23 protein-coding genes and 1 tRNA gene are annotated in these 24,330 nt (G+C 71.8%); 10 read left to right on the forward strand and 14 right to left on the reverse strand.

The window, feature by feature from the left end; genetic code table 11:
- Positions 1-118 precede the first annotated feature (118 nt).
- Entirely contained in the window at positions 119-1,339 is a 1,221-nt protein-coding gene (locus DEI85_RS14665) for a putative hexosyltransferase (RefSeq protein ID WP_181436424.1), read from the forward strand.
- A gap of 105 nt (positions 1,340-1,444) precedes the next feature.
- Here the strand turns inward: DEI85_RS14665 and DEI85_RS14670 are convergent, their stop codons facing one another.
- Positions 1,445-2,503, reverse strand: a complete 1,059-nt coding sequence (locus tag DEI85_RS14670; protein ID WP_181435530.1) for an amidase domain-containing protein — start codon at positions 2,501-2,503, stop codon at positions 1,445-1,447.
- A gap of 107 nt (positions 2,504-2,610) precedes the next feature.
- Between DEI85_RS14670 and DEI85_RS14675 the strand changes: the two genes are divergently transcribed.
- Positions 2,611-2,994: a response regulator gene (locus DEI85_RS14675; RefSeq protein ID WP_071405149.1), complete on the forward strand. Its 384-nt coding sequence runs from the start codon at positions 2,611-2,613 to the stop codon at positions 2,992-2,994.
- A gap of 169 nt (positions 2,995-3,163) precedes the next feature.
- Here DEI85_RS14675 and DEI85_RS14680 read toward each other — a convergent pair.
- From DEI85_RS14680 to galU, 4 genes are all read right to left on the reverse strand, one after another.
- A tRNA-Ala gene (locus DEI85_RS14680) sits at positions 3,164-3,239 on the reverse strand.
- Between the two features lie 73 nt (positions 3,240-3,312).
- On the reverse strand, positions 3,313-4,413 hold the full coding sequence (locus tag DEI85_RS14685) for a hypothetical protein (RefSeq protein WP_111124040.1): 1,101 nt from the start codon (positions 4,411-4,413) through the stop codon (positions 3,313-3,315).
- Between the two features lie 117 nt (positions 4,414-4,530).
- Positions 4,531-5,190 (reverse strand): GNAT family N-acetyltransferase, encoded by a 660-nt coding sequence (locus DEI85_RS14690; protein ID WP_111091306.1) that lies wholly within the window; start codon positions 5,188-5,190, stop codon positions 4,531-4,533.
- 88 nt (positions 5,191-5,278) lie between these two features.
- On the reverse strand, positions 5,279-6,169 hold the full coding sequence (gene galU, locus DEI85_RS14695; RefSeq protein WP_027466560.1) for a UTP--glucose-1-phosphate uridylyltransferase GalU: 891 nt from the start codon (positions 6,167-6,169) through the stop codon (positions 5,279-5,281).
- 115 nt (positions 6,170-6,284) lie between these two features.
- Between galU and DEI85_RS14700 the strand changes: the two genes are divergently transcribed.
- From DEI85_RS14700 to mscL, 3 genes are all read left to right on the forward strand, one after another.
- Positions 6,285-6,869 (forward strand): 5-formyltetrahydrofolate cyclo-ligase, encoded by a 585-nt coding sequence (locus DEI85_RS14700; RefSeq protein WP_071244110.1) that lies wholly within the window; start codon positions 6,285-6,287, stop codon positions 6,867-6,869.
- 1 nt (position 6,870) lies between these two features.
- A complete protein-coding gene (locus DEI85_RS14705) occupies positions 6,871-7,161 on the forward strand; it encodes an FmdB family zinc ribbon protein (protein WP_110862366.1) in 291 nt (96 codons plus the stop codon).
- Between the two features lie 77 nt (positions 7,162-7,238).
- Positions 7,239-7,733 (forward strand): large conductance mechanosensitive channel protein MscL, encoded by a 495-nt coding sequence (gene mscL / locus DEI85_RS14710; RefSeq protein ID WP_111124039.1) that lies wholly within the window; start codon positions 7,239-7,241, stop codon positions 7,731-7,733.
- A 100-nt stretch (positions 7,734-7,833) separates the two neighbouring features.
- On the opposite strand, the gene DEI85_RS14715 is transcribed toward mscL, so the two are convergent.
- Both DEI85_RS14715 and DEI85_RS14720 read right to left on the reverse strand, forming a co-directional pair.
- The gene (locus DEI85_RS14715; RefSeq protein WP_110862368.1) at positions 7,834-8,418 is read right to left on the reverse strand and encodes a CDP-alcohol phosphatidyltransferase family protein; all 585 of its coding nucleotides are present in this window, start codon (positions 8,416-8,418) and stop codon (positions 7,834-7,836) included.
- Between the two features lie 311 nt (positions 8,419-8,729).
- Positions 8,730-12,557 carry an ATP-binding protein gene (locus DEI85_RS14720; RefSeq protein ID WP_083404080.1) on the reverse strand — a complete coding sequence of 1,276 codons (3,828 nt, stop codon included), beginning with the start codon at positions 12,555-12,557 and terminating at the stop codon, positions 8,730-8,732.
- Positions 12,558-12,741: 184 nt separating this feature from the next.
- On the opposite strand from DEI85_RS14720, the gene DEI85_RS14725 reads away from it, so the two are divergent.
- From DEI85_RS14725 to DEI85_RS14740, 4 genes are all read left to right on the forward strand, one after another.
- A complete protein-coding gene (locus DEI85_RS14725) occupies positions 12,742-13,614 on the forward strand; it encodes an HpcH/HpaI aldolase/citrate lyase family protein (protein ID WP_111124037.1) in 873 nt (290 codons plus the stop codon).
- Between the two features lie 10 nt (positions 13,615-13,624).
- Entirely contained in the window at positions 13,625-14,092 is a 468-nt protein-coding gene (locus DEI85_RS14730; protein WP_111124036.1) for a DUF6264 family protein, read from the forward strand.
- A gap of 144 nt (positions 14,093-14,236) precedes the next feature.
- The gene (locus tag DEI85_RS14735; protein WP_111124035.1) at positions 14,237-15,484 is read left to right on the forward strand and encodes an FAD-dependent oxidoreductase; all 1,248 of its coding nucleotides are present in this window, start codon (positions 14,237-14,239) and stop codon (positions 15,482-15,484) included.
- 82 nt (positions 15,485-15,566) lie between these two features.
- Positions 15,567-16,445, forward strand: a complete 879-nt coding sequence (locus DEI85_RS14740) for an aldo/keto reductase (RefSeq protein WP_111124034.1) — start codon at positions 15,567-15,569, stop codon at positions 16,443-16,445.
- A 91-nt stretch (positions 16,446-16,536) separates the two neighbouring features.
- Here DEI85_RS14740 and DEI85_RS14745 read toward each other — a convergent pair whose 3' ends face one another.
- Positions 16,537-17,010, reverse strand: coding sequence for a hypothetical protein (locus DEI85_RS14745; protein WP_111091303.1), 474 nt, complete (start codon positions 17,008-17,010; stop codon positions 16,537-16,539).
- A gap of 149 nt (positions 17,011-17,159) precedes the next feature.
- Between DEI85_RS14745 and DEI85_RS14750 the strand changes: the two genes are divergently transcribed.
- On the forward strand, positions 17,160-18,125 hold the full coding sequence (locus tag DEI85_RS14750) for an NAD(P)H-quinone oxidoreductase (protein ID WP_111124033.1): 966 nt from the start codon (positions 17,160-17,162) through the stop codon (positions 18,123-18,125).
- On the opposite strand, the gene DEI85_RS14755 is transcribed toward DEI85_RS14750, so the two are convergent.
- From DEI85_RS14755 to DEI85_RS14780, 6 genes are all read right to left on the reverse strand, one after another.
- On the reverse strand, positions 18,122-18,898 hold the full coding sequence (locus DEI85_RS14755) for an amino acid ABC transporter ATP-binding protein (RefSeq protein WP_111124032.1): 777 nt from the start codon (positions 18,896-18,898) through the stop codon (positions 18,122-18,124). The two genes, DEI85_RS14750 and DEI85_RS14755, sit on opposite strands and share 4 nt — an antisense overlap.
- Complete coding sequence (locus DEI85_RS14760) at positions 18,895-19,773, reverse strand: amino acid ABC transporter permease (protein WP_110862374.1); 879 nt, start codon at positions 19,771-19,773, stop codon at positions 18,895-18,897. The genes DEI85_RS14755 and DEI85_RS14760 overlap by 4 nt, the downstream gene beginning before the upstream one ends.
- A 4-nt stretch (positions 19,774-19,777) precedes the next feature.
- A complete protein-coding gene (locus DEI85_RS14765) occupies positions 19,778-20,599 on the reverse strand; it encodes an ABC transporter substrate-binding protein (protein WP_110862375.1) in 822 nt (273 codons plus the stop codon).
- An 83-nt stretch (positions 20,600-20,682) separates the two neighbouring features.
- Positions 20,683-21,201, reverse strand: coding sequence for a cupin domain-containing protein (locus DEI85_RS14770; RefSeq protein ID WP_258369966.1), 519 nt, complete (start codon positions 21,199-21,201; stop codon positions 20,683-20,685).
- Positions 21,198-22,583 (reverse strand): amidohydrolase family protein, encoded by a 1,386-nt coding sequence (locus DEI85_RS14775; RefSeq protein ID WP_111124031.1) that lies wholly within the window; start codon positions 22,581-22,583, stop codon positions 21,198-21,200. The genes DEI85_RS14770 and DEI85_RS14775 overlap by 4 nt, the downstream gene beginning before the upstream one ends.
- Positions 22,580-24,295 (reverse strand): adenosylhomocysteinase, encoded by a 1,716-nt coding sequence (locus tag DEI85_RS14780; RefSeq protein WP_111124030.1) that lies wholly within the window; start codon positions 24,293-24,295, stop codon positions 22,580-22,582. The genes DEI85_RS14775 and DEI85_RS14780 overlap by 4 nt, the downstream gene beginning before the upstream one ends.
- Positions 24,296-24,330: the final 35 nt, after the last annotated feature.

Consider the following 24,330-nt stretch of genomic DNA (forward strand, 5'->3'; position numbering starts at 1 on the left):
TCGGGTCCGGCAGACGGATCCGACCATTGCTGCTCCCGAAGCACGCAGGTCACGTCGCGGCGGACGCGTGACGGCCCGCGATGCGGGGCGCGGCCCGCGGTCTGGGAGGATCGGGCGGGTGACGAACGTGGCGGAAGCGAGCCGGGCCTCCAGGCGGGGGTTCCGCAGCCTGCTGACCGGTCGACGCAGCGCCTGGACCGCACCGCTGCTGATCTGGGCGGCCTCGCGGGTGGTCAGCACCGTGCTGCTGGCGACCGTGTACCTGCTGGCGACCGCGAACGGCTGGCCGTTCGCCTCGTACCGGCAGGATCCCTCGTTCTTCACGTTCTCGGGCTCGTGGGACGCCTCGTTCTACCGGATCATCGCCGAGCACGGGTACCCGGCGACGCTGCCGACCGATGACTCCGGGCACGTCCTGCCGAACGCGTGGGCGTTCCTGCCCGTGTTCCCCGCGGTGGTGCGGGTCGTGATGACGCTGACCGGAGCGTCGTTCTGGGTCGCCGGGGTCGTGGTGGCGTCGATCGCCGGGGCGGGCGCCTGCGTGCTGCTGTACCGGCTGGTGCTCGCCGTCGGGTGCTCGCACCGTGCCCGCTGGGCGACGGCCCTGTTCGCGTTCGCACCGACGGGGTTCCTGCTGCAGGTCGCCTACGCGGAGAGCCTGCTGCTCGTGCTGCTGTTCGGCGCCCTGCTCGCGCTGGTCCGCCGACGGTACTGGCTGATCGCCCCGCTCGGTGTCGTGGCGGCGTTCACGAAGCCCGGGGTCCTCGCGCTGGCGCTGGCACTGGCCGTGCACCTGGTCCTGCGGTGGATGGCGTGGCGCCGACAGCAGGACCCGTTCCCGTGGCGCGACCGGATCGCGATCGTGGTGACCGGCCTGGTCGTCGCGGCTGCGGGACTGGCGTGGCCCGTCATCGCGACGGCCGTGACGGGGCGACCGAACGCGTACCTGGACACCGAGTTGTCGTGGTGGGTGGGGTTCGTCGGCCGCCGGCACTTCGCGCCGCTGACGCCGTGGTTCACGATGGCGTCGACGTGGCTCGGGCCGCTCGGCATCGGAGTCGTCGTGGTGGTGCTCGCCGGCGCGGTGTGGTTCTTCTCGCGCAGGAGCACCAGGGCCCTGGGCACCGACGTGCTCGCGTTCACGGCGTCCTACGGGCTGTACCTGGTGGCGGTGTTCCTGCCGCAGCAGTCGTTGCCGCGGTTGCTCATGCCGACGGCGCCGTTGCTCGGGTCGGACGTGTTCGTGGGGACGCGGCGGCGGGCGGTGACGTGGCTGGTCGTCGGGGTGTGCCTGCAGCCGGTCGCGATCGTGCTGCTGTGGTTCCTCGGGTACCCGTGAGCGGTGCTGGTCGTCGGCTCTGCAAGACACCGGTGTTCGCCGGTTGAACACGCGCAGACCGCGGTGCGACGCGCGAACACCGGTGCTTTGCGGGCCGCGACAGCGCTACGCGTCGAACGTGTGGAACCAGGCCGATCCGCCGGGGTGCTGCACCGTGATCATCTCGTCAAGGTCGCGGTAGGGGCCGTCCTGGTTGTGGCTCGCCGACTTGATGCGGATGGTGCCGTCGGGCTCGGTGAAGACCTCGGACACGATGGTGGTGTGGTCCGGTGAGCCGTTGGCGTTCCAGTCGAAGAACACGATGTCACCGACCTTCACCTTGTCGCGCTCGTCCGATGAACGCCGGGTGAGCCCGAACTCGCCCGCGTTGTCCGCGAGCCAGGGGTCCATCGTCGGGCAGTAGGTCCACGTCGCGCTGTGCTCGGCACCGGCCGCCCGGTTGTACCAGTCCGACCGCTGCTCCCACCCACGGGCGATGAGCGTCTGGCTGACGTAGTTCGCGCAGTCGCCGCCGATGGGGTTCATCGTGCCGTACTCGGCGAGGTTGTAGTCCTTCCAGTACCGCATCGCGTAGGCGAGCTGCCGGTCGACGTCGGTCAGTGCGGCGTAGGCGAGGGTGGTCGAGGCGACAGCGCTGCCCGCAGCGGGCGTCGCGGCGGCGGTCGGCCTCGGCGATGCGGTCGCGGTGTCCTGGGTGGCGCCGCTCTGCCCGTCGTTCGCGGCGCTGCCGTTGCCGTCCGAGGACTGGTTCGCCGACGGGGTGGGTTCGATCGCGGACGTGAAGAGTGCGACGTCGGCGTCGCCGGCGGTGTACATCGCCTGGTGCGGGGCCGTGAAGTTCACCTTCGACGCGGTGGCCTGCACGTCACGCGCCGCGACACCGCCGACGGTGACGCCCTTGACGGCGGCGAGTCCGGTCCCCGTCACGGTGACCGTGACGCCACCGGCGAGCGGGACCTGTGCCGGAGCGAGGGCCTTCGCGACGGGCCTCGCCGTCGTCGTCGACGTGTCGTCCCCACCACGGGAGCTCCCGCGCCCGCCGCCCGACCCGTTGCCCGAGTCGCCGCCCTTGTCACTGCCGGAGGAGCACGCCGCGACGGCGAGCCCGATCCCGGCGACGCCGGCGAGGGACAGGAGTGCGCGGCGGTTCATCGAGGCAGTCATGACACGACCAGCGTAAGCGACACCTCCGTCGTTCCGACACGGCATGATCGTCTTCGGGGGCGAGCGTCCTCCGTGTCCCAGCGGACCCGTTCGGAAGGAACACACACATGCCCGAGAGCCACGACTTCTTCGTCGCGACCGACCCCGAGACCGCCCGTGCACAGGTGCGCGAGGCCCTGTCCCGCGAGGGCTACACCGTCGACGACGCCGAGCAGGGTGCACTCCGTGCGACCCGCGGCAGCCTCGGCCTGACGCTGCTCATCGGCGGCATGGCGAACGACCGCACCTTCCACACCCGCCTGGACGTCCAGATCATGATCGCCCCGGACGGCCGCACCGTCGCCCGACTGCTGCGCGGCTCCGGCAAGTCCGCGATCAAGGGCGGAGCGCTCGGCATCTCGCGTGGCAACCGCGCCTTCGAGCAGGCCGCGAACGCGATCCACACCACCTTCGCGCAGTCCGGCGTGCTGACGGAGAGCATCGCGGGCTGACGCTCGGGGCGTCGCTGCTCCTGTCGGCGCGCTGACGGACGGGGGCCCCGTGCCAGCCGTCGTCGGGCCCCTCGTCCTTCAGGAGGTCACGTCAGCACACCCGACGGACAGCCCGACGACGGCAGAACGGCCCGGAACCTGTGGGTTCCGGGCCGTTCGTGTTGCTACCTGGTGGAGCTAAGGGGATTCGAACCCCTGACCTTCTCATTGCGAACGAGACGCGCTACCAACTGCGCCATAGCCCCAAGTGCTCGATCACATTAGCACCCTCGGTCGGCCCAGCCGAAATCGCCGGTGGCCCGTCGGGCGTGCCGCGGGTCAGACCGCGCGGCGCCGCCGCATGATCGCGTCGAGGTCGGCCTGCTGGTAGGCGTCGTCGTCGAGGACTCCCATGCCGGCCCACTTGCTCGGCGGACCGCCGGGAGCAGCGGGTTCGTCGGCGGCGGGAGCAGCGGTCACAGAACCAGCGGCAGCAGCGGGCGCCCGCAGCCCGAGCCGCTCGGCCAGACGACCCTGGTCGTGCGCGGACAGCGATGCCGCAGCTTCCTCGAGCTCGGGTCGCATCCGCGAAACCCGCGCCAGCGAGGGGTCGGACTCCCCCGCGCGGATCGCCGCCGCTTCGGCCTCGGCTTCCGCCTTGGCCGCGGCGACGCGCTCCTTCAACCGGGCAGCGAGTTCCGCCGACGACTCGGGCGATGCAGCCGGTGCTGTCGGCCGCTCCACGTAGAGGGGCTTGGGCACGTGGTTCGGGGTCCACGAGCGATCCGCAGCGGGCGCGGCGGGCTGCTCGGTCGACAGGGGCGGGGCCGGGTCCGTCCAGGCGGTGGACGGCCGGGAGGCGCGGGTCGCGCCCGTCTCGCCGGCCGCGAGACGCTGCTTCCGCGCCGTCGCCACCTGGTGCAGCTGGGCAAGGACCGCTGCGGACCCACCGGCGGCGACGAGTCCGGCGACACCGACGAGCCAGAGCGACGGTGCCGCGACGAAGACCACGAGGGCCACGACGATGCCGAGCGTGCCGAACAGGGTCGCCCCGAGCCGGGAACGGCGCATGCGCATCGCGGTCAGGGCCGGCACGGCGGACGCCCGCTCGAGCACCGGGGCCTGCTCGGCCAGGCGGCGGGTGATCTCACGCTGCCGCGCTGCCTCGTGGGCTCGGACGATGGCGGTGCGCTTGGCCTCTTCGGACCGGGCGACGCGCTGCGCCTGGGCGAGGGACTTCGCGTTCATCTCGATGCGGACCTCGTCCGGCAGCTCGGCGGTCTGCGCCAGGATCCGGAGGGTCTGCTGCAGCCGGATGGCGTTCCGCTCGGTGGCCAGGTACTGGCGGCGGGCGGCCCACGACGGCATCAGGTAGACGAGCCAGAGGACGGCCGCGACGAGCAGGACGATGCCGCCACCCCACGAGCCGATTCCTGCCATGCGAACACGGTAGGGGCGGCGGTTCCCGCGCCGCGTCATTGCCGGACGCGTGTTGCGCGTGTCGGGGCGGAATCTGCGGAAGGCGAGCCGCGCCTCCAGGCCGTCAGAGGCGGCCCGTCAGATGCGGGGCGTCGTGTCCAGCGGCATCGCCGCCTCGTCGCGTGCGGCGAGCGGCACGGTGCCCACCCCGTGAGGAACCTGCCCCTGGACCCAGCGCTCGAGGACGCCGCCGCGAACCTCTTCCGCCACCAGCGCGAAGCAGAAGTGGTCGCGCCAGTCCCCGTTGATGTGGATGTACCGGCGACGGAGTCCCTCGTACCGGAAGCCGAGCTTCTCTACGACGCGCAGGCTCGGAGCGTTCTCCGGCCGGATGCAGATCTCGATCCGGTGCACGCCGAGCGACCGGAAGCAGTGGTCGACGGCGAGGGCGACCGAGATCGGCGTCACGTTGTGGCCGGCTGCGTCCTCGACGACCCAGTAGCCGATGGAGGCACTCGCCAGCGAGCCGTAGGAGATGCCGGAGACGTTGAGCTGACCGACGAAGCGGCCGTCGAGCTCCATCGCGAACGGGAGTCCGAGTCCCGCGCGGGCGTTGGCCTGGAGCGCGCGGATGCTGCCCCGGACGTCGGTCGAGACGTGTCCGGAGGGGTTCGTGGCCTCCCAGGTACGGAGCCACGAGCGGTTCGTCGCGAGTGCCGCGTCGAGGTCGCGGGTGTCGCGGAGCCGGAGGGGCCGGATGGTGACCCGCCCGTGGGACAGGGTCGGGATCGTCGTCATCGCTGGGTTCCTCCGGGGTCCCGCCGCTGTGCGGGACGGGGTGTCCCGCCCGGGTCCGTGATCTGACGGACCCGAGCGGGATGGCCGACTATTCGCCCGCGTTGAACTCCTTCAGCCACGACTTGAGGTCGGGGCCGAGGTCATCGCGGTCCGAGGCGAGCTGCACGATCGCCTTGATGTAGTCGAGTTTGTCACCGGTGTCGTACCGGCGTCCACGGAACACGACGCCGTACACGCCGCCGGTCCACTCTTCGGCGCTCGCCATCTTCATGAGCGCGTCGGTCAGCTGGATCTCGCCGCCCTTGCCCGGCTCCTGCTTCTCGAGGACGTCGAAGACCTCGGGACGGATGACGTAGCGGCCGATGATGGCCAGGTTCGAGGGCGCCTCGCCCTGCGGGGGCTTCTCGACGAGCCCGGTGATCTTCACCACGTCGTCGGTGTCGGTCGGCTCGACCGTGGCGATGCCGTACAGGTGGGTCTGTGACTCGGGGACCTCGAGCAGGGCCACGATGGTGGCGTTCTTCTCGCCCTGGACCTCGATCATGCGCTGGAGCAGCGGGTCGCGGGCGTCGATGATGTCGTCACCGAGGAGCACGGCGAACGGCTCGCGGCCGACGTGCATCTTCGCGCGGAGCACGGCGTGGCCGAGGCCGAGCGGGTCGCCCTGCCGCACGTAGTGCATGTCGGCGAGGTCCGTCGACTGGTTCACCTTCTGCAGCTTCTCGTGGTCGCCCTTCTTGCGGAGGGTCTCCTCGAGCTCCGACACGTGGTCGAAGTGGTTCTCGAGCGCGTTCTTGTTGCGCCCGGTGATCATCAGCACGTCGGTCAGCCCGGCACCGACAGCCTCTTCCACCACGTACTGGATGGCCGGCTTGTCGACGACCGGGAGCATCTCCTTCGGCATCGCCTTGGTCGCGGGGAGGAAGCGGGTACCCAGCCCTGCGGCCGGGATCACCGCCTTCGAAATCTGGAAGCCCATGGTCAGACCGTATCCGATCCCCCTTTCGAGGGCATGTCGTCGCTCCGGGGGACACGGGACCCCGCGTGTTCCCGGCGGGAAGCCGCAACCGTACCCCCTCGGTAGACTCCTGCGCATGATCGCCGATCTCGGGAACGAGAAGCGCGCCCTGCGAGCCGAGCTCCGGCAGCGGCGGCGCACCCGGACCACGACCGAACGCGACGCGGACACGCAGACCCTGACCGCGACCCTGCAGCGCTTCGTCGAGGAACGCCAGGTGACGTCCCTCGCCCTGTACCTGTCCGCACCGGACGAGCCGAACGTCCGCCCGTTCCTGAACTGGGCGTTCGGGCAGGGCATCCGCGTGCTGCTGCCCGTCACCCGCGAGGACGGGCTGCTCGACTGGGCCGTGGGCGACGGCGAGAGCGAGACCGAGAGCCTGCTCGGCCTGCCCGAGGTGGTCGGCGAGGTCCTGTCCCCGCTCGCGATCAACGACGTCGACGCGATCCTCGCCCCGGCGGCGGCGGTCGGGCACGACGGCGTCCGCATGGGCTGGGGACGCGGCTACTACGACAAGACCCTCGGGTCCATGGCGAACCGTCCGCCCGTCTATGCTGTGATCTTCGACGCGGAGTACCTCGACGAGGTCCCGCGCGAACCCCACGACGAACCCGTTGACGGCATCATCACGCCGTCGCGCATCATCACGTTCCGGAGCTGACGTGCCCACCTACTCGTACCGTTGCACCGAGTGCGACAACGCGTTCGACATCAAGCAGTCCTTCTCCGACGCCACCCTGACGGAGTGCCCGGTCTGCGGCGGCGTCCTGCGGAAGGTGTTCTCTCCCGTCGGCGTGACCTTCAACGGTGGCGGCTTCTACCGCACCGACTCGCGCCCGGCCCCGAAGTCCGAGGGCTCGTCGAGCACCCCCGCGAAGTCCGAGCCGAAGAAGTCCGAGCCGGCGGGGAAGACCGAGTCGAAGCCCAGCAGCTCGAAGCCCGCCGCGTCCTGACGGGGTCTGCGCTCTCCGGATAGCTTGGGGCGCGTCGCCACTCGGCGGCCGTCCTCGACCCGGAAGGAGACCCTCGCATGAAGGGCTTCAAGGAGTTCCTGCTCCGCGGCAACGTCATCGACCTGGCCGTCGCAGTCGTCATCGGTGCGGCGTTCACCGCGATCGTCACCACGATCGTCAACGCCCTGATCAACCCGCTCATCGGTGCGGTGTTCAACGCGTCGAGCCTCGACGAGGCGCTGGTCGTCGCGATCCCCACGTTCTCCGGCGATGACGCAGAACTGAAGTTCGGCGCGATCATCGGCGCCGTCCTGAACTTCGTCATCATCGCCGCGGTCGTGTACTTCGCGCTCGTCGTGCCCGTCAACCACCTGAAGAAGGCGGCATTCGAGCGCGTCAAGAACGACGAGCAGCAGACTCCGCAGGACGTGCCCCCGACCGACGTCGAGGTGCTGCTCGAGATCCGCGACCTCCTCCGCCCGCAGACCGGCGGCTCCGCGAGCACGGGGGCGCACATCGCCCCGTCGAACGCTCCCGAGGGGCCCGGCATCGGCGGCTCGACGAAGCTCTAGCCCCGGGGCCGCCGCAGGACACCGGTGTTCGTGCGCCGCACACCCGCAAACCGCGGTGCGCAGCGCGAACACCGGTGTCTCGCGGAGACGGGCGCCCGCGTCAGGCGGCGGGGACCGCGCGGCGCTTCGCGAACATCGCGACGGCGTACTGGGCACCGGCGAGCACGTGGCCCGCGGTGCCGAGGTACACGAACACCAGGGCCACGACCCGGACCCAGGGTGCGTTCTCGTCGACGGTGTGCACCGCGGAGAACAGCAGCACCGGCAGCCCGACGAACAGCAGGGCCGAGCGGATCTTGCCCGTCCACGTGACGTCGAGGTCCGGGTTGCCGTGGAACAGCACGCTCGACAGGACGACGAGCACCAGGTCGACGAGCACGACGACGGCCACCACCCACCAGGGCAGCAGGCCGACGAGCACCAGGGACAGCACGATCGCGATGATCGCCAGGCGGTCGGCGACGGGGTCGATCGCCTTGCCGAGCTTGGACCCCTGGTCGAACTTCCGGGCGATGAAGCCGTCGGCCCAGTCGCTCACGCCGATCACGACGAGGGTGACGAGCGCCCACCCGGGGTGCCCGGCGACGACGAGGCCGATGAACACCGGGATCAGCACGAGGCGGAACAGCGTGATCAGGTTCGGCCAGGTCTGCCAGTCGGGGCGCTGCCGCGCGGTCTCAGTCATCACGGGCCAGGCTACCGGTTACCAATGTGGGGGGACGTCGCGCCGGAGCTGGTCGTCGTTCTCACCGTCGCGGTGCCGCGCCGGTTCCGGCGGTGGCGCCGGGTCGTAGCCCGCCACCGGCTGGGTGGTGACTCGTCTGCGGCGCCGCACCGGGCCTCCCGACAGGTCGTCCGTCTCGCCTCCGTCGGCGGGCCGGATGGAAGGCGCGGCTGACGACGCGTCGTCGATCCGCGTCCACGTGCCCACCAGCTGGTCCGTCTCCGGCGTCACCGGACCGGCGGGCCGCGAGGCCCGGCGGCTCGGCCGAGACGTCATCGTCGGGCGGGGATCGGCGGGATCGAGATCTCCTGCGTGGCGCCGCGGTCGACCCCGAGCACGGCGGCGACGGTGTCGGCGACGCGGTCCGGGTCGGAGAACAGCTGGAACGCGTGCACGCGCACGTAGTGCCAGCCCAGTCGGCGGAGCACCTCGGGACGCAGGCGCAGGGACTCGCGCAGCGATCCCTTGACCAGCGACGCGTCGGTCTCGATCGTGACGCACACCCCGCCGTGCGCGGCGACGAGGCCGAGCTTGCCGCGGTGTCCGAGCGCCACCGGGATGCCACGCATCTCGAGGCGCCGGGCCAGGTCGACGAGCAGCGGGTCGGAGTCGTCCGGCACGTACTCGGCGGTGGTCCGGGCACGCACCTCGGCCAGGATCTCGGCGAGGGCGACGGTGCCGTGTCCCATGCGCTCGGCCTCGATGTCCGACGGCTGGAAGCAGGTGACGATGACCATCGAGCGACGCGCGCGGGTCATGGCGACGGCCAACAGCCGCTCGCCACCGGGCTTGCCGAGCGGACCGAAGTCGCGCAGCACGCGGCCGTGCGGGGTGCGGCCGTAGCCGATGGAGAACACGACGCGGTCGCGGCTCTGCGCCACCGACTGCTCGAGCGTCGCCACGATGAACGGCTCGGCACGGTCGCCGATGACGAACTCGGTCAGGTCCTTGTGGCCCTGGGCGGCGGTCAGCACGGCCTGCTCGACCCGCACGGCGTGCTTCGCCGACGCGGTGATGACCATGAGCGACTCGGTCGGACGGGTGCGGGCGTGGTCGATGACGAGCCGGACCACGCGGTCCACCTCGGCGTCGACGCTCTCGACGGCACCAGACTCGGGGTCCGGGACGGCCTTGCCGTCGCTGACGTAGTCGAGCGCGATCGAGCCGTGGCCGAGGAACGAGCCGGCCCACGGCAGGGACTCGATCTTGCCGCCGTAGAAGCGACGGTTCACGAGCTCGGCGAGGTCCTCGCCGCCGGCGCGGTACGACCGCGACAGCGACAGGGTCGGCAGCAGGGTGGACAGCTTCGCCAGGGCGGAGTCGGCGTGGAACGCGTCGAGCGTGCCCTCGTCGACCTGCAGCGCCCGGTGTTCGGGGTCCACGGCGATGCGGAACGGCGACGGCGTCTGGGTGACCGGGTCGCCGAACACGACGGTCTGCCGGGCACGACGGACGGCTCCGACGGTCTCGGCGATCGTCACGGCGCCGGCGTCGACCAGGATCACGGTGTCGAAGGGCATCGTGTCGGCGATCTGCGGCACCTCGTACGGGCTGGCGAGCCAAACGGGCGCGATCGACCGGGACAGGTGCGGTGCGGAGTCCTGCAGCAGGCGCGAGGTGATCGCGCCGTCGCGGAGCTGGGTCTTGAGCGCCGTCGCTTCTTCGGGCCAGTCGACGAGACCGACCTTCCAGTTCTCGGCGAGCTGCCACGCCAGGCCCTGGGAGACCCCGGCCGCGTGGGCGTCGTCCACCAGGCGGAAGTCGGCCTCGACCCGGTCGAGCATGTCGGTGTTCGCGCCGAGCAGGGCCCGGTCGGACTCGAGCATGGTCTCGAGGGCGGACTGCCACCAGGCGAGCTCGAGCTCGGCGGGCACCTGCACGTCCGGCACGTGCCGGTTCGCCAGGTCGGTGATGAGCGGCTCGAGCTGCAGGTCGCGCAGGGTCTGCATGAGCTCGGTGCGCTCCTGCAGGTTGTGCAGGACGTCGGACTCGGCGGCGAGCTCGGCGATGGTCGGGACGAGCTGGTCGACCGGGGTGTTCGCCAGCTGGCGGTCGCGCTCGGTGCGACCCAGCGGCTCGTCGAGTCGCGCGAGGTCCTCGGCGACGTTCGAGAACAGCACCTGGACGTCGGCGATGCCCGTGGGTACCTCGGGGTTCACGCCGGCGGCGACGTAGCGCTGCCAGAGCACGCGCTGCTGCTGGACGCGGGTCAGGGCCTCGTGCAGGTCGGACACGTGCACGCCCGGACGGACGTACTCGCGGGCGAGCTTCTTGAGCCGGCGACGGTTCGTCGACGACATCGGAGCGCCCTCGCCGCGGGGGGCGGTGGCGGCCACGAGCTCGGACACCGACCGGTCGAAGACCACCGGCAGGAAGCGGTCGAGCGTGTCGCGGATCTCGGTGAGCAGGCGCAGGTAGATGCCGAGCTCGTTGATCGTCGTGAACTGGCGCATGTGCGTCGAGCTCACCAGGTCGTGGGCGCGGCGGAGCAGGGTCGGCAGACCGTCGGCGTCGAGGTCCTTCGCGATGCGGTGCGCACGCTGGGCACCGTCGCTCGAACCGAACTTCGCGCCGTACCAGGGCGAGTCGTCGGGGCCGTAGCGGAACTCACCGAGGTTCGCGGCGCTGACCATCGTCTCGGCGACGCGCGAGCGGCCGTCGACCATCGAGGCGACGGACTGCTTCGACAGGCGCGCGGTGGTCGACGGGGCGACGGGCAGCAGCGACAGGCGCGACAGCTCCACCAGGCAGTCGAGCACCGAGACGCCGAAGTCGGGGTCCTTGCGGGTGAGCGATCCGCGGTAGTCCTTCAGCACCTTGCGCAGGCGGACCAGCGCGTCGTCGACCTCGCGGAGGTTCGGACGCGCGGCCTTCTCGTTCCGGGCGATAGCACGGACGACGTCGCGGCGCAGGGTCGACGGCGTGACCGCGACCCCGGGCAGCTGGACCTCACCGAAGCGGGCGGCGATGCCCCGCAGGGTGGCGCGGCGCGGGCTCACGACGAGCACGCGCTTGTTCGCGGCGACCAGGCCGCCCAGGGCGTTCACGATGGTCTGGGTGCCACCGGTGCCGGGCAGGGTCTTCACGACGATGGAGTTGCCGGCCGTGATCTGCGCGATCACGTTCTCCTGCTCGTCGTCGGCATCGAGCAGGAGCGTGTCGGTCTCCGGGCTGCGCTCGTCCGACGGGGTCTGCTCGACCGGGTGGTAGGACTGCTCGACCTGCCACTTCGCGCTCGGGTTGCCCGCCAGGGCGTCGAGCACGGGGTGCGACAGGTCGCCGGTGTCCTCGACCATGCCGGTCGCGACCTCGGCGAAGGTGGACACCACGAGTCGGGCGTGCACCGAGAAGCCGGGGATGTGCGCGGTCAGACCACGCAGGCGGTCGATGACGGGGTTCGGCGTGAAGGAGCCGTCCTGCTGCGCGAGGGCCACGAAGGACTGCGCGTCGAGGATGACTCCGAACTGCTCGTGCAGCGCGTCGGCGAGGCCCGGGTTGAGCACCGGCTCGCCGAGCAGGCGCACCTCGAAGTCGCGTCCGTGCCGGCGGATCGCCAGGGGGCGCAGGAGCACCGGGCCGCGGAACTGCTCGTCGCCGTGCTTCCAGTCGGCCATGCCGATGCCGAGCTTCACGGCGTCGATGCCGCGCACGGTGGCGAGCTCGGTGCCCTTCGCCTCGACGTGTCCGGCGGCCACGCGGGCGGCACGGAGCGCCACCTCGTCGCGGATCAGGCTGGACAGCAGGGTCGTCTTGCCGGTGATGAACTGCGCGAGACCGCCCGGGTGGGTGGTCGAGAGCTCGATGCGGGCGCGCGGGTGGTCACTGAAGTGCGTGAGCGGGCTCGTGCCACCGACGCCGGTCAGCTGGGTGCGCCAGCCGTCCCACGTCGGTTCGGCCGCGTTGCCGGCCTGCAGCCGCGGGTCCCCCAGGCTGATCGCCTGCGGGCTCGTCATCTGCAGCTCCGGGCGGAGCGTGCGGTCCGGCTCGTCGTCGGTCCGTTCCTGGTCCACGTCCTGCTGCTCGTCTCGATCGTCGTCGGGGCGCGCGCGGGCACCCTCGACGGGGACGTCGTCGTTCACGTCGTCCTCACCGTCGGTCACCCTGTCCGCTCGCCACACATCCGACACTGTAGGCGGAACCGGACGGCCTCTCTGGCAATGAACCGAGGTTTCGGGGTTTCCGCACGGACGCGACCGTCGTCCGACCCGACGTGCGGCGCGTCCGACCCGGCGTGCGGCGCGTCCGATCCGACGGCGGCCCCGTCCGGTGTGGTACCAACGGGGCATGGCCATCGACGACCGCACCACTCCGTCCGCCCCCACGCCGAACCGGCGTCGATCGGTCCCCGCCGAGATCTCACGGTCGTGGCTGCTGGTCTCCGGCACCGCCACCGACCGGTTCGACAAGTCCCAGCGCTCCCGCGCCGACCAGATCATCCTGGACATCGAGGACGCGGTCGACCCCGCCGCGAAGCCCTCGGCCCGGCAGGGCGTCGCCGCCTGGCTCGCCGGCGGCGGCGAGGCCTGGGTGCGCATCAACGACGTCACGACGGACTTCTGGGCGGACGACGTCGAGGAGCTCCGCGGCCTGCCCGGTCTGCAGGGCGTCATGCTCGCCAAGACCGAGTCTCCCGCCCAGGTCACCGACACCTGGCACCGGCTCGGCGGCCAGACGCCGGTGATCGCCCTGGTCGAGTCGGCCCTGGGCATCGAGGAGTCCGTGTCGATCGCCAAGGCGCAGGGCGCGTTCCGCCTGGCCTTCGGTTCCGGCGACTACCGCCGCGACACCGGGACCAGCGCCGACACGCTGGCGATGGCGTACCCGCGGTCGAAGCTGGTCGTCGCCTCGCGCGTCGGCGACCTGCCGGGTCCGATCGACGGCCCCACGGTCGGGTCGTCGCACCCGATCCTCCGCGAGCAGTCGCAGGTGGCCGTGTCGCTCGGCCTCACCGGCAAGCTCTGCCTGGACACCGAGCAGCTCCCCGTCATCAACGAGGTCATCTCCCCCACCCCGACCGACGTCGCCTGGGCGCAGGACTTCCTCGACGACTTCGAGGCCCGCGGCCGGCTCATCCGCGACGGTTCCGACCTGCCGCGGCTCGGTCGGGCGCAGAAGATCCAGCGGCTCGCACAGGCGTTCGGGGTCGAGGCGCGGTAGGACTGCACGCATGACCTGGTCCAACGTCCCCGGCCCTCCGCCGCAGTCCTCCTCCGGCCCCACGGACGCGCAGCGCGCGGCGTGGGAGCGCGGTGGCACCACGCTGTTCCCGCCGGCGAAGCTCGCCGACCGGATCTCGACGGTGCTGCTCCTGGTGTTCGGTGCCGTCATGACCGCGATCACGGCGGTCGTCGGCATCATCGCGGTCGCCTCGGCCACGACGACCTGCGACGCCTCGGCCGGGTGCACACCCGGTGGGTACTTCGGGGGCGCGGCCATCGCGGTCGGTGGCGCCTTCGTCATCGGCGTCGCCACGATCGTGCTGTCGATCGGCGCGTGGATCCGACGGAAGCCGTCGTGGTGGATCGCGGCGATCGGCTTCGTGCTCGCGATCGTGGTCATCGCCTGGGGCGGGGTCGTCTTCGCGAACGCCGTCGACAGCGGTTCCGGATCGTCGTCGGTGTCCGCCAGCGCCTGACCGGCGCGCAGCGACACCACCCATCCGACCGGACACCGGTCGTCCGACGCGTGTCGGGTCGGAGAACGCGTGGGGGTTCCGGCCTGGAGGCGCGGGTCGCGGCCGCCACGCGCCTCCGGTCCGCACCGGGGTAGCGTCCCGGGCATGGTGACGGTGTCGCGGACGACGGTCGCGGTGGTCGGTGGCGGCCCCGCAGGGGTCGTCCTCGGGCTGCTGCTCGCCCGCGCCGGCGTCGACGTGCGCGTGCTCGAGCGGCACGACGACTTCAACCGGGACTTCCGGGGCGACACGGTGCACGCCTCGACCATCCGTCTGCTCGACGAACTCGGACTCGGCGCACCGTTCCGGGCGTTGCCGCAGTCACGCCTCGACGACTTCTCGCTGCCGATGCCCGACGGCTCCCGGCTGCTGCTCGGTGACTTCTCGCGTCTCGCGCCCCCGTACGACCACGTGGCGATGGTGCCGCAGTGGGACCTGCTCGACCTGCTCGTGACCGCCGCCCGTGAGGAACCGTCGTTCCGCATCTCGATGGGCGTGGCGGCAACCGGACTCATCGAGGAGAACGGGGTCGTGACCGGGGTCCACCTGCGGCCGAGGGACGGGACCGACGAACCCGGGGAACTCCGCGCCGACGTCGTGATCGCCTGCGACGGGCGGAACTCGGTGCTGCGTCGCGGTGCCAGGCTCGTGCCGCGAGCGTTCCGGGTGCCGTTCGACACCTGGTGGTTCCGGTTGCCCCGGCACCCCGGGGACGCGGCGAGCGCCCTCACCCCCGCGTTCTCGGACCGGGACGTGCTGCTGAGCTTCCCGCGGCCGGAGTACCACCAGGTCGCGTACTTCGCGCCGAAGGGTTCGGACGCGGCCCTGCGCGCCGCAGGGGTGGCGGCCTTCCGTGCCCGGGTGGTGCGGCTCCGGCCGGACTTCGCGGACCGGGTCGACGCGATCGCCTCGATGGACGAGGTGCACGTGCTCGACGTCCGGATGGACCGCCTGCGCCGGTGGTGGCGCCCGGGGCTGCTCTGCATCGGGGACGCCGCGCACGCGATGTCGCCCGCCGGCGGGGTCGGCATCAACCTCGCGGTGCAGGACGCGGTGGCGACCGCGACGATCCTGGTGCCGGCGCTCCGACGGGGGCTCCGTGGTGGCGGCCTCGACCGGGCGCTCGCAGCCGTCCAGCGTCGTCGGACCCCGCCCGCCGCCCTGGTGCAGGCCGTGCAGGCCGTGCTGCACCGGGTCGTGTTCGAACGGGCCTTCGCCGGGCACCTGCAGGACGGTCCGCCGCTGCTCCCGGTGCTGCTCGCGCGCTGGGTCCCGCCGGTCCGGGGCCTCTACGCCCGCGGCATCGCGTTCGGCCCGCTGCCGGAACACGCGCCGGCGTGGGCTCGTCGGTGACGAGGGGGAGGCTCGACGGTGCGGGCGCCTCGTCGGTGCGGGAACTGGGCGTCACCCTCGGGGCCGGGCGCATGCTGGGCCGATGAAGCAACGAGTCATCGGAGACGTGTCCGTCAGTGCCATCGGTCTGGGCGGGATGCCCATGTCGATCGAGGGCCGGCCGGACGAGCGTCAGTCCATCGCCACGATCCACGCAGCGCTCGAGAACGGTGTCACGCTCATCGACACCGCCGACGCGTACCACCTGGGCGGCCACGACGAGGTGGGGCACAACGAGGAGCTCATCGCGCGGGCCGTCCGGGAGTTCCACGACGACACCTCGGACGTGCTCATCGCGACGAAGGGCGGCCACCTGCGTCCCGAAACCGGCAACTGGGCGCAGAACGGGCACCCGGAGTACCTGAAGGAGGCGGCGAAGGCCTCCGCGAAGCGTCTCGGTGTCGAGTCCATCGGGCTCTACCAGTTCCACCGCCCCGACCCGGCGGTGCCGTACGCCGACTCGATCGGGGCACTCGCCGACCTGCTCGACGAGGGTGTCATCCGGATGGCGGGCATCTCGAACGCCGACCCCGACCAGATCCGCACCGCGAACGAGGTGCTCGGCGGACGCCTGGCGTCGGTGCAGAACCAGTACTCGCCGAAGTTCCGGTCGAGTGAGCCGGAGCTCGAACTGTGCGACGAGCTCGGCATCGCGTTCCTGCCGTGGAGCCCCCTCGGCGGCATCGGGAGCGCGGCGGACCTCGGCACGGCGTTCGAGGACTTCGCGTACATCGCCCGCGACCGCGGGGTCACCCCGCAGGTCATCGCCCTGGCGTGGGAGCTGCAGAAGAGCGACGTCGTCGTACCGATCCCCGGTGCGTCGCGACCGCAGTCGATCCTGAACTCGATCACGGCGCCGACCGTGCGGCTGCGGCCGGAGGACGTCGCACGCCTCGACGCCTCGCAGCCCGCGGCCGTCTGACGCCCGTTCCCCCGGGGAAGCACGGCGCCCCGCCGCTCCTGTGACCGGAGTGGCGGGGCGTCGTGGTGCGTGGGGCGGGGCGTGAGCCCGCTCAGCTCTTGGCGGGGCAGACCGCCGAGACCTGGTCGAGCGTGGTCTGTACGTCGGACTGGGCCTTCTCGACCTCGGCGGAGTCCTCGGCCGCGCCGGAACGGATGGCGGAGCTGTAGCCCTTCGCCGCGCCGGAGAAGTCCTCGAACGTGTCGTGCACCTGCTCGTTCGAGACCTTCGTCAGTGCCGAGTCGATGCGCTGGACGAACTCGTCGACGAGTGCCGCACGGGCTTTCGGCTCAGCCGGGGCAGAGCTCGAACCCTGCTCCTTGAGGAACGACGCGAGTTCGTTCTCGAGCAGGGAGCAGGCTTCTTCCTTGGTCTGGGCGGGTGCTGCGGCGGCGGTCTTCGAGGCCGACGGTGCGCTGGACGAGCCCGAGTCGCCACCGGACGAACCGCCGTCGCCGCCCGAGCAACCGGCGAGCAGCGTGAGTGCGAGGCTGGCGGTGGCCAGCGCGATGAGCTTCTTGGGCATGGTGGAGAGTCCCCCTCGATCTGTCCGCACTCCCCCGGATGAGGTGCAGATCCGTCGTCGAGCGTACAGGGAACCTCCACAGGGAGACCGGCGGCGGTTGTGCGCGACCGGCAGTCGGCCGGAGGCATGCGGCGCGTACCGTCGAGGGCATGCGAGCCATCACGTTCGACGACGCTTCCATGTCCGTCACCGACCTGCCCGACCCCGAACCCGGCACGGACGAGGTCCTGATCGAGGTCGCCGCGGCCGGCGTCAACAACGCCGACCTGCAGCAGCGCGCCGGGAACTACCCGCCGCCGCCCGGGGCGTCGGAGATCCTCGGGCTCGAGGTCTCCGGCACGGTACGGGCCGTCGGTGCGGGCGTCACGACCGTGGCGGTGGGCGACCGGGTGTGCGCGTTGCTCTCCGGCGGCGGGTACGCGGCACTCGTGGTCGCGCCGGTCACCCAGGTGCTGCCGGTCCCCGAGGGCGTCGACCTGGTCGAGGCGGCCGGTCTGCCCGAGGCCGCCTGCACGGTCTACTCCAACATCGGCATGCTCGCCGGGCTCCGCCCCGGGCAGACCCTCCTGGTGCACGGCGGAACGGGCGGCATGGGGTCGCACGCGGTGCTGTGGGCGAAGGCCCTCGGTGCGACGGTGATCGCGACGAGCGGCGGCGACCGCAAGGTCGCCGCGTCCCGTGACCTCGGCGCCGATCTGGTCATCGACCACCGCACGGAGGACTTCGTGGAACGCGTCCTGGCGTTCACCGACGGTGTCGGCGTCGACGTGGTGCTCGACGTCGTCGGACCGTCCTACCTGGAGCGGAACCTGCAGGCCCTCGCCCCGAACGGGCACATCGCGGTCATCGCCTCGGGCAGCGGCCGCACCGCCGAGCTCGACTTCGGTGTGCTGATGCGGAAGCGCGCGACGATCAGCGGCACGACCCTGCGCGCACGGCCGCTCGCCGAGAAAGCCGACATCGTCGAGGCGGTCCGCTACAACGTGTGGCCGCTGGTCGCCGACGGCCGGGTGCGCCCGGTCATCGACTCGGTGCTGCCCCTGGCCGAGGTCGAGGAGGCCCACCGCCGCGTGCGCGACGGTGAGGTGATCGGCAAGGTGCTGCTGACGCCCTAGGCGTGCACGCGGGCGAGGAACTCGACGAGCGCCGGGTGCTCCGGGCGGTCGAGGACGTCGGCGGGGGAGCCCTGCTCGACGACCTCGCCGCGGTGCAGGAACACGATCCGGTCGGCGACGTTCCGCGCGAAGTGCATCTCGTGCGTCGTCATCAGGATCGTCGAACCCTGTCGCTTCAGCTCGGTGACCAGGTCGAGCACCTCGCCGACGAGCTGCGGGTCGAGGGCGCTCGTGACCTCGTCGAGCAGCAGGAGTTCCGGGTCCGACGCGATCGCCCGGACGATGGCGACGCGCTGCTGCTGCCCGCCGGACAGGCGGTCGGGGTACGCATCGGCGAACGAAGCGAGGCCGATCCGGTCGAGCAGGCGGCGCGCAGTGTCCTCGGCTTGGGCTCGTCCGATGCCGTGCACCTGGCGGGAGGCGAGCGTGACGTTGTCGAGCACGCTCATGTGCGGGAACAGGTTGAACTGCTGGAACACCACGCCGATGCGCGCCCGCACGGCGTCGACGGCGATGCGCGGGTCGGCGATGTCCGTGCCCTGCAGCAGGATCTCGCCGTCGTCGATGCCCTCGAGCAGGTTGACCGTCTTGAGCAGCGTCGACTTGCCGGAGCCCGAGGCCCCGATGACGCAGATGACCTGGTGGCGGTGGACCGTCAGGTCGATCCCGCGCAGGACCTCGTGCTCGCCGAAGGCCTTGCGCAACCCGCGCAGTTCGAGGACCGCGGCGTCCGCACCGGACGCACCACGGGCCTCCAGGCCGGCCTCGCTCATACGGTCCCTCCGATCTGCTCGCGCCGCTGCTGGCGACGCGCGATCGCGTCCGTGACGCGGATCAGCGGCAGGCTGATCACCACGAACAGCAGTCCGGCGACGAAGTACGGCGTGAAGTTGTAGGTCTCGGCCTGCGCGATCTGGGCGGAGCGGACCGCATCGACGGCACCGAGGATCGACACCAGACCGACGTCCTTCTGCATCGACACGAAGTCGTTCATCAGCGCCGGCGTGACCTTGCGGATCGCCTGCGGCAGCACCACGAGCCGCAGGGTCTTGGCGTGCGACAGTCCGAGCGACCGGGCGGCCAGACGCTGGGAGGGGTGCACGGCCTCCATGCCGGCCCGGAGCACCTCGGCGATGTAGGACGAGTAGGTCAGGGTGATCGCGATCGTGCCCCAGACCTCGGCGGGGAGCCGCGGGAACACCCCGAGTCCGGGGATGCCGTAGCCGACCAGGTAGAGCACGATGATGAGCGGCAGACCGCGGAACAGGTCCGTGTAGCCGGTCGCTAGCATCCGCAGCGGGAAGAACACCGGGTTGCGCAGACCGCGGACGACCGCGAGCAACGTGCCGAAGACGGCGACGCCGATGGCGCTGAAGAACAGGATCCGGACGTTCAGCCAGAGGCCCAGCAAGATGTCCGGGAACGTGTCGACCGCGGTCTCCGGGTCGAAGAACGACTGCTGCACCGCCGCCCACCCGGGGGTGTTCACGACGCCGAAGTACACGACGGCGAGCACGACCAGGGTGGAGACGACCGACACCACGACGGAGCGACGGCCACGCTGGCGACGGTAGAGCCGACGCTCGAGCTCGACCTGGCTCGGCGCGGGTGCGGCGACCGGGGTGCCGGCCCCTGCTGGCAGGGTCATCCGGTTACTTCAGGACCGGCGTACCGGTCTCCGACGACAGCCACTTGGTCTGCAGGTCCCGCAGGGTGCCGTCGTCGTCGAGGGTCTTCAGGGCCTTGTCGACCTTGCTCGTGAGCTCCGAGTCCTTCGGCAGGACGAAGCCGAACTCGTCGCCCTTGCCGTCGGACGGGAACTGCGCGGACACGGTGCCGTCGTCGACCTGCGCCGAGGCCATGTAGAAGGCCGTCGGCAGGTCGGTGACGATCGCGTCGATCTGCCCGGACTTGAGCGCGAGCACGGCGTCGTCGTTGGAGTTGAACACCTTCGGCGTGACCCCGAGGACGTCCTTGACGCTCGCGATGCTCGTCGAACCGGTCGCGACGCCGATGGCGTCCTGCTTGAGCGCGGCGATGGTGGTGTCGTCGGCGGCCTTCGACCCGGACGTCGTCACGACCGCCTGGGTCGTCGTGTAGTACGCGCTCGACATGTCGACGGCCTTCTTGCGCTTCGCGTCGATCGAGAACTGCTGGACGTTGAGGTCCCAGTCCTTCGGGCCCGGGGCGATGGCGCTGTCGAAGGTGCTGCGCTTCCACACGACGTCCGACTTGCCGTAGCCCATCTCCTTCGCGACCGCGTACGCCACGGCGGACTCGAAGCCCTTGCCGGACTCGGGCTTGTTGTCCTCGATCCAGGGCGAGTACGCCGGGTCGCCGGTGGCGATCGTGAGCTTGCCGTCGGTCACGGTGCCGTCGGCGTTGCCGCTGCCCCCGGCAGAGCAGGCCGACAGGGCGAGGGCGGCGACCGCGGCGGTGGCGACGGCGAGGGTGAAGCGGAGGTGACGGGTCACGGTCGGGCCTTCGTGCGAGGGGGGTGGGGGCAGGTCGAAGTGTACTTCGCGGTGGGATACCAACGCGAAACGGTGTCACGGTGCTACTCGGCGGCAGGGTCCCCGTCGTCGGCCATCGTGAAGTCGTCGAACGAGAAGCCCGGCGACACCAGGCAGCTCAGCAGCACCTCGCCGTCGCCCGGGATCGTCCGCTGCCACACGCCGCCGCGCACGAACGCCTGCGCGTCGTTCACCCGGTCGCGTCCGGCGTCCGGGCCGAGGGTGATCGTCGCGCCGGGCTCGGGGACGTCACCGTCGCCGCCGAGCTGCAGGTCGACGGTGTCCGGGCCGTGCCACATCCAGATCTCGTCGCTCGTGACCCGGTGCCAGGCGGAGGCCTCGCCCGGGGGCAGCAGGAAGTGGATCAGCGTGGCGGCGGGACGCTCCCCCGCGGGGGTGGTGACCGTCGCCGGCGAGGTCCAGGTGCGGACGTACCAGCCGCCCTCGGGGTGCGGTTCCATGCCGAGGGCGATCGCGCGCTTCGGCACGTCGAGCCACTCGATCAGCTCACCGGTGACGGTTCGGCGTGCGGCCATGCCGAGGTGGGGTGCGGACTCGGTCATCGTTCCTCCTGGTGCGGTGCGGCGGTGTCCATGTGCGGTGAAGCCGGTTCGGTGATGACGCCCGCCGCCGCGCGGACGACCCCGCGGATCACGGTGGCGGCCGCCCGTCCGGCGCCGTCCTCGACGAGCTCGGCGAGCGCGTCCGGCACCGTGCGGGCATCGACGTCGAAGACCGCCAGGTCGGCACGCGCCCCGACGGCGAGGTGCCCGATGCGGTCCGGCCCGACGGCGAGCCCCATCGCGTGCGCACCACCGAGGGTCGCCGCTGCGAGCAGCCGCTCGTGCAGGTCGCGGTGCCCGTAGCCCTGGGCGCGGGCGATCCGGTGCAGTGCGGTGACGTCGGCCATCAGGTCGAGGGACGGTGACGACGACAGGGAGTCGGTGCCGATCGCGATCGGGCTGCCCTCGCGCAGGTAGTCGGCGACGGGCGGCGGGTCGAGGCCGATGACGGCGTTGGAGCGGGGGCACAGCGCCACCGCGGTGCCCCGGGCGCGCAGGAGCGCCCGATCGGCAGCCGTCATGTACACGCCGTGGGCGATGTGGCAATCCGGCCCGAGCACACCGAGCCGATCGACGAACGCGGTGGCGCTCGCACCGAAGCCCAGGGCTCGCAGCGCCCGGAACGACGGCACGTTCGCCAGGTGCCAGTCGTTCCCGTGGCCGACGCCGTCGACCCCGTCGAGCCCGGGGACCGGACCGAGGGCGATGCGCTCCCCCTCGAACGCCGCCTCGCCGAGGTGCAGGTGCAGCCGCAGGCCGCGCTGCCGCACGATGTCGGGGAGTTCGAGCAGGGGAGCGACCTCGAGGGAGTACGGCGCGTGCGGCGACAGGCCTGCACCGGGTGTCGTGGGGATCCGGTCGAGTTCGTCGAGCACCTGGTCGCGACCGTGCGACTGCCAGGCGTCGTTCTCCCAGTCCATCACCTCCCAGTACGCGATGCCGCCGAGCCCGGCGTCCTGCAGCGCGGTCGAGGCCTCGATGTCGGTGACGATGTCCGCGATGCTCGTGACGCCGGCCAGGATCGACGACCGCGCACCGTCCGCGGCTTCGGCCCGCCAGTCGTGCGGTTCGGCGTAGTCGACGTTGAACGCTGCGGCCCAGTCCTCGAACCCGATGTACTGGCGCTGGCCGACACTGGCCATGCCGGTGTACTGGAGGTGCGAGTGCGCGTTCACGAGTCCGGGCAGGAGCGCGCCACGCCACTGCCGCTCGGTGAAGGTCGCGCCGGACCCGGAGAGCTGGTCGATGACCCACGACCGGTCGCCGACGTGCAGGATGCGGCCGTCCTGCACGGCCACCGCGCCGTCGGCGATCGGCGGCGCGGTCATCGGGACGACGACGCGCGCCGAGTGCACGGTGACCGGGTGCGGACGGGCGCTCATGCCGGGTCTCCGAAACGGTGGGTCCGGACGTCCGGCTCGCGGTCCGCCGGGTGCTCAGCGGGGAGGCCGGGAGGCACGGGTCGGCTCCCGAAGGCGGCGAGCGCCGCGCGGGCGGTCACGTCGTCGACCGCGGGGTCGATCGGCACGACGGCACGCTCCAGCTCGTCGCCGCGTTCCAGGAGCATCCGGACGGCGCCGAGCTGCACGGCGAACGACAGGTCCATGATCTCGACCGGGTTGCCCTCGGCCGCGGTGATGTTGATGCAGCCGCCGTCGTCGAGCACGATCGGTCCGCCGTCGGCCCCGGGGAACACGAACCGCTCGGCCTTCGGCCCCCCGTCCTGGCGCCGGGCCCCGGCGGCGAGGGCGTCGTCGATGGCGATCTCCTGGTCGACCCCTCCGGCGACGGCCAGGACCGCACCGTCCGCGCAGGCACGGAGCACCTCGAGGTCGATGGTGTCCGGCACCCCGGTGGCGCTCATCACGAGGTCGGCGTCGCGCACCGCCTCGGCGAGCGGGGCCACGGCGTACCCGGCGAACCGCGCCTGCAGGGCGCGGACCGGATCGGTCTCGGCGACCGTCACCCGGAACCCGAGGGCGGTGAGCACCAGGGCGACCCCCTCGCCGACGTGCCCGAAACCGGCGACGACCGCCGCGCCTCCCGTAACGACGCGGTGTGTGCCGGACGCGAGCCCGTCGACCAGGTCGAGCACCGCGAACACCGTCGACTGCCCGGTGCCGTAGCGGTTGTCGAAGAACGTCTTGGTGCGGGCGTCGTTCACCGCGACCACCGGGATGCCGAGTTCGCCGCGTGCTGCCAGTACACGCAGAGGCCGGAGGCCGCTCGTGGTCTCCTCGGCGGCTCCGAGCATCGTCGGAAGCAGGTCGGGGCGTTCCTGGTGGGCGAGCCGGATGACGTGCGAGCCGTCGTCGAGCAGGATGTGCGGCGCGGTGTCGAGCATCGCGAGGGCCAGCTGCTTCTGCTCGGCCGGCGTCGCCGTGCTGCTGGCGAACACCGTCAGGCCGGCGGACCGCAGCGCTTCGGCGACGGCGTCGTCGGTCTCGTCGGCGTGGGCGTAGACGACGACCTCGGCGCCGGCGTCACGGAGCAGCAGGCTGAGCACGGCCGTCTTGGGCTCGAGGAACATCGCGACGCCGATGCGCGTGCCGCGCAGGAGCCCGCCGTCGCGGAGTTCCGCGGCGACCGAGCGGGCGACCGGCATCGACCGTCGGGCCCAGCGCAGGCGGGCGTCCGCCGCGGGGTCGTCCTCGGGGTCGCGGCCGGTGGACACCAGGAAGACGTCGTCGGAGAGCATCGGGACGGCGAGCACGCCGGGGCGGGCGGGTGCGACGGGGCCGAAGGCGTCCTCGTCGACGGCGGGCAGGTACCGGCCGGCGTCGATGACGACCAGGGTGGTGCCGCGTGGGCGGTCGGCGGCCTGCTCGACCGCAGGGGTCGATTCGTCGGGCGTCCCGAGGCACCAGAGCTGGTCGACGAGGTCGGACGGCTGCGGCAGGTTCGACTGCGGCTGCGGCTCGGCTTCGCGCGCGCCGAGTGCGGTCAGCAGGTGCCGGAGTGCGTTGGCGTCACGGGGGTCGCCGCCGACGATGCGGAACCGGCGTGCGGCGACGATCAGGTTGGTCGCTGCGGCGAAGCGCCGGACGGCCGCCGAGGCCCAGGCCAGCGTCTCGGCGTCGGGTGCTGGCGGCATGTGCCAATCGTAGGGCGACCGGCGGCGGCGATCGG

Source organism: Curtobacterium sp. MCBD17_026 (assembly GCF_003234895.2).
GTDB classification, from domain to species: Bacteria; Actinomycetota; Actinomycetes; order Actinomycetales; family Microbacteriaceae; genus Curtobacterium; species Curtobacterium flaccumfaciens.